At 75.9% G+C, this 4,535-nt stretch carries 5 protein-coding genes; all 5 read right to left on the bottom strand.

What is annotated here, in order from left to right; all coding sequences use genetic code 11:
• On the bottom strand, positions 1–442 hold a 442-nt coding region (locus L615_RS23090), incomplete at its 3' end, for a hypothetical protein (protein ID WP_222430427.1).
• Between the two features lie 68 nt (positions 443–510).
• Positions 511–1,773 (bottom strand): glycosyltransferase, encoded by a 1,263-nt coding sequence (locus tag L615_RS03645; RefSeq protein WP_145724154.1) that lies wholly within the window; start codon positions 1,771–1,773, stop codon positions 511–513.
• A complete protein-coding gene (locus tag L615_RS03640; protein ID WP_145724153.1) occupies positions 1,770–2,330 on the bottom strand; it encodes a hypothetical protein in 561 nt (186 codons plus the stop codon). Before L615_RS03640 ends, L615_RS03645 begins: the two co-directional genes overlap by 4 nt.
• A complete protein-coding gene (locus L615_RS03635; RefSeq protein WP_036517056.1) occupies positions 2,327–3,484 on the bottom strand; it encodes a glycosyltransferase in 1,158 nt (385 codons plus the stop codon). The genes L615_RS03640 and L615_RS03635 overlap by 4 nt, the downstream gene beginning before the upstream one ends.
• On the bottom strand, positions 3,481–4,458 hold the full coding sequence (locus L615_RS23085) for an NAD(P)-dependent oxidoreductase (RefSeq protein WP_186449718.1): 978 nt from the start codon (positions 4,456–4,458) through the stop codon (positions 3,481–3,483). The genes L615_RS03635 and L615_RS23085 overlap by 4 nt, the downstream gene beginning before the upstream one ends.
• Positions 4,459–4,535 lie beyond the last annotated feature (77 nt).

Below are 4,535 nucleotides of genomic sequence, written 5' to 3'. Positions count from 1 at the left end.
CCGGGGGTGCGGGCACCGGCTCCGTGGCGACGTCGTCGACCGCAGCCTCCGGCTCGGTCACCGTCGCGGCGGCCTCCTCGTGCAGCGTGACGAACGGCCGCCCCGCACTCGGCCAGCTGCCCTTCGGCACGGTGTCGAGCACGATGAGCAGGGCCTGCGGGGTGGGGCGACGCTCGTCGGGGCCGGCGATGGCACGCACCAGCACCTCGGAGGCGAAGGGCGGGAAGCCGTCGACGACCTCCCGCGGCGCCCGCGGCTCGCCGTCGCCCGGCTCGGTGCCGGTGAGGGCGTGGTAGGCGATGCGACCCAGGGCCTCGGTGTCGGTCTCGCCGAGCTGCGCGAGCAGGGGGAGCGCCTGCTCGGCGGGCAGCGGGTCCGGGGCGGCCGCGGCGATCAGCGCCTGCAGGTGGGCGCGCGCAGGCGACGTGGTCCCCATGTCCATGGGCGCATGATGCCCCGGCTGGGCCGATCGCGGGGGCGAATCCACGAAGCGGGCGGCGCCGTCGTCGCTCACCCGGCCTCCCCGCCCAGCAGGCGGGCGCGGACCTCTGCTGCCACCTGCTCGACGGCCGGCGCCGCCGCGACCTCCGCCGCCACCTGCTGCGCGGCCGCCCGGTAGCGGGGGTCCTCGAGCACCTGGCGGACACGGTTGCCCAGGCCCGCCGGCCGGAGGAGGCGTACGGCGACGCCGGCGTCGACGAGCCGGACGGCGTGGTCGAACTGGTCGTAGTCCACCGGCCACACCACTGCCGGCAGCCCGGCGGCCAGCGTGTGCCCCAGCACCCCGGCACCGCCGTGGTGCACCACGGCGTCGAAGCGCGGCAGGTCGCGCTCGTAGTCGACGTACTCGTGCACGACCACCCCCGCCGGCAGCTCCGTCCGGGCGACGTCCGCGGTGCCGCCCAGGCTCAGGTGCAGCACCACGTCGTCCGGGAGGCTGGCGGAGGCGCCGACGGCCGCGTCCAGCAGCGCCTGCTTGTGCCACGGCAGGTGGGTGCCGGCGGTGACCAGGACGTGCCGGTGCCCTGGCCCGAGCTCGAGCGGGGGGCGGCCGGTGGGCGGGGTGTGCAGCACCGGTCCGACGCAGCGCACGGACGACGGCAGGGCGCGTTCGTACTCGATGGCGGCAGGGGTGAGGGCGAAGACCCGGTCGGCGGAGTAGATCCGCTCCGACCCGTCGGGGCGGTAGATCGCGTCGATGCCCACGTCGGCCAGCCGGACCCGGGCGATCCGGGGCGTCACCCGCTTGAACCCGCGCACCCACCCTCGCCCCACGGCGTCGCGGACCCGGCCCAGCGCTGTGACGCCCGGTCGCCAGCCGCCGAGGTACGCCGGCGGGCCGCTGCGGCCCTCGATCGCGCACGGCGACGGGTGCAGGGTCCACCACGTCAGCCCGGCCGCGTCGGCCGCCGGCCCCACCGCGGCCATGGTGAAGTCCGCGACCACCAGGTCCGGGGCGTCGCCGGCCCACAGGTCGAGCAGCTCGGCCTGGAAGTCGCGCTGCAGGGCGGCGGCGGCGCGGAACTGGCGCAACAGCTTCCGCGGGCTGCKGCCGATCCGGTACGGCGGGTTGACCACCGTCTCGAGCAGGTCGTCGGCGCCCTCGAGCAGCGCCAGGCCGGGGCCCCCGGTCGCCGCGACGGCCGGCAGGGCGGCCGAGGTGCTGATCACCCGCACCGCGAGGCCGGGCTCGTCGGCCAGGCGGCGGGCCACGCCGAGGGCTGGGTGCAGGTGGCCGGCCATCGGCGGCGTGATGACGTCGATGCGCCTCATGCGGCCTCCCCCGCGAGCTCGGTGGCCAGGCGTCCGCACAGCCCCGCGAGCTCGGGCGCGGCCAGGTAGTCGAGGTGACCGGCGTCGACGGTGACGTCGCACGGCCACCAGCGGGCGAGGTGGTCGCGACGGCTCGCGACCCGGATCGTGCGGCAGGCCGGTGGACGCGTGGCCACCGCGCCGTAGGCGACGACGGTGACCCGGTCGAGCAGGTCCCGGGGCAGGTCGAGCCGACCGAGCAGGTCGAGCCCGATCGACCCGGCCAGCACCAGGCTGCGCTCGGAACGGCGCAGCTGAGCCTCCACCGGGGGCCGGTGCCGGGCCGCCCACGCGCGTCGCCGCAGCCGGACTCGCCAGAACAGCACGAGGTGGCGCAGGCTCCCGAGCCACAGCGGCACGGCGCGGTACGGCGCCAGCGCGTCGTCGTACGGGAAGTTGAGCCGGACCTTCGCCTCCTCCGGCAGGGGCAGGTCGTCGAGGAAGGCGTGCTGGACCGGCGACAGCGCGCAGCTGCGCGGGTCGCTCTGCCCGGTCAGGTGGAGCACCTGGAGCCTCATCCGTCCACCGGGGCGAAGTCGTCGTCGCTGCGCACGCGGTAGGTCCGGGTGCGCCAGCGGATCGTGCGCTGCACCGCCCCGTGCCCGAGGTGCAGCGGCTGCACGAGCTCCGAGGCCAGCGAGACCCCGGGCCGGTGCAGCGGGCGACCGTAGATCCGTCGCTGCAGCACGCGCAGCAGCGCCGCCCGGCCGCCGAGGACGGTGACGAGCGGCAGCAGGCGGCGCTGGCGCACCGACCCGAGCAGCACGGTCCACAGCAGCGTCGGGTGCACGCCGTGCAACGCGCTGATCGCCGCGACGGTGCGCGCCGGCTGGCGGCGCAGCAGGAGGTTCGCGAACAGCATCCACCGGTGCATCAGCCGCACGTAGGCGCCCGGGCCGGCGACGGTGGTGGTGATCCACTGCGGTGAGGCGGTCTGGCAGATCGTGCCGCCGCCGGCGAGCACCGCCCGCGCCACGGCGAGGTCGTCGGTGAGGTTGCGCAGCAGGGGCGTGAACCCGCCCAGCGCGCGCAGGTCGCGCACCCGCATCGCCCACGTCATCCCGTTGATCGTGACCGGGTCGAGGGTCAGGTAGGTCATCGCCGCGTTGTTGTCGACGAACTGCTCGACCAGCTGCGCCCACACCGTGCTGCCCGGGAGGTACGCCGGCAGGCCGGTCGCGAGCGTCGCCCGCTCCAGCCCGGCGAGCAGTGCGCCCAGGCTCTCCCGCGGCAACCGGGTGTCGTCGTCGAGGACCAGGAAGACCTCGTCGTCGGCCGCGGCGTCGAGGGCCGGCTGGAGCTTCGCCAGCTTGGGGTTCACCCCGTCGGGTGCGGCCGGGCAGGTGACGGCCTCGACCCGGCCGGCCTCGCCGGATCGCGCCAGCTGGGCGGTGATCGCGCCGACGACCCGCTGCGCCTCCGCGTCGTCCTCGTCGACGAGCCAGCAGAACCGGGCGCCCGCGAGCGCGAGGAGGTTGTCGCGCAGCGCGTCCTCCAGCCCCGGGTCGCCGGACAGGATCGGCTGCACGACGACGACCTGCGCGACGGCCTCCTCGTCCGGCGCCACGGCGGACGGTGCCCGCGACGCGGAACGCAGCGTGGTGGCGGCCTTGCCGGCGTGCAGCGCCAGGTAGCCCGCCGCGGCCGCGGTGACCACGCCGCGGCCGCTCACAACCGCTCCTTCTGCCACGCGACGAACCGGTCCACGCCGTCGGCGACGGAGACCCGGGGCTTGCCGAGGTCGCCCAGCATCTTGTCCGGCACGAAGGTCTTCGACCAGCTCAGGACGCCCACGCCGTAGGGGGTGATCGGCGGTTCGCCGGGCAGGTGCAGCAGCCGCCAGGCGCGCTCCAGCACGGTGGCCGCGCGCATCGCGGTGGTCAGGCTGACCTCCCGGGTGGGCGGTCGCAGCCCGAGCCGGTCGATCACCTCGAGCAGCATCGCCTGGATCTCGACGGGCTCGGCGTTGGTGAGGTTGTAGACCCCGCCGAGCTCCGGGCGCGCCGCGAGCTGCAGCAGGTAGTCGGCGAGGTTGTCGACGTAGATCAGGTCGCCGACCGCCGGCTCCGTCCGCCCGGTCAGCCGCGGCACCCGACCCGCCTTCGCAGCGGCGATGATCCGCGGGAAGAGCACCGTGTCACCCGGGCCGAAGACGGCCCGGGGACGGGCGAGGACCCAGCTGCCGTCGTACTCCCGGACGACCTGCTCGCTCGCGGCCTTGGTGCGGGCGTAGTCGTTGGCGAACGGCGGTCCGACGGGGGAGTCCTCGGTGAGGTCGAGCTGGTCGCCGTCGCGGTAGAGCACCGAGCTCGACGACACGTGCACGAGGCGCGGTCGGCCGAGCCTGCGGCACCACTCGACGACGGTGCGGGTCGCGTCGACGTTGTCGCGGTCGTAGGCCCGGCGCGGGGCGTACGGCGTCGCCCGGGCCGCGCAGTGCACCACCGCGTCCGGCTGCCAGGGCAGGTCCGGGAGGCCGGAGGCGTCCACCCGGCCGAGGTCGACGCTGGCGTAGTCGTCGGCCGTGAAGGGCGTGCGGTCGACCGGCCGGCGGCCGACGCCGAACACCTCGTGCCCGGCCTCCCGTGCGACCTCGACGAGCCGTCCGCCGACGAACCCGGACGCCCCGGTCACCAGCAGCTTCATCACGCGATCCTCCTGATCCTGCGGCGCTTCTGGTCCGGCGCCTCGTCCGGCCACGCCATGGGTACGACGGCCGGCGG

The organism is Nocardioides sp. J9 (genome assembly GCF_007829375.1).
In the GTDB taxonomy this organism is placed as follows: Bacteria; Actinomycetota; Actinomycetes; order Propionibacteriales; family Nocardioidaceae; genus Nocardioides.
This window is presented reverse-complemented; position numbering and strand designations above follow the sequence as displayed.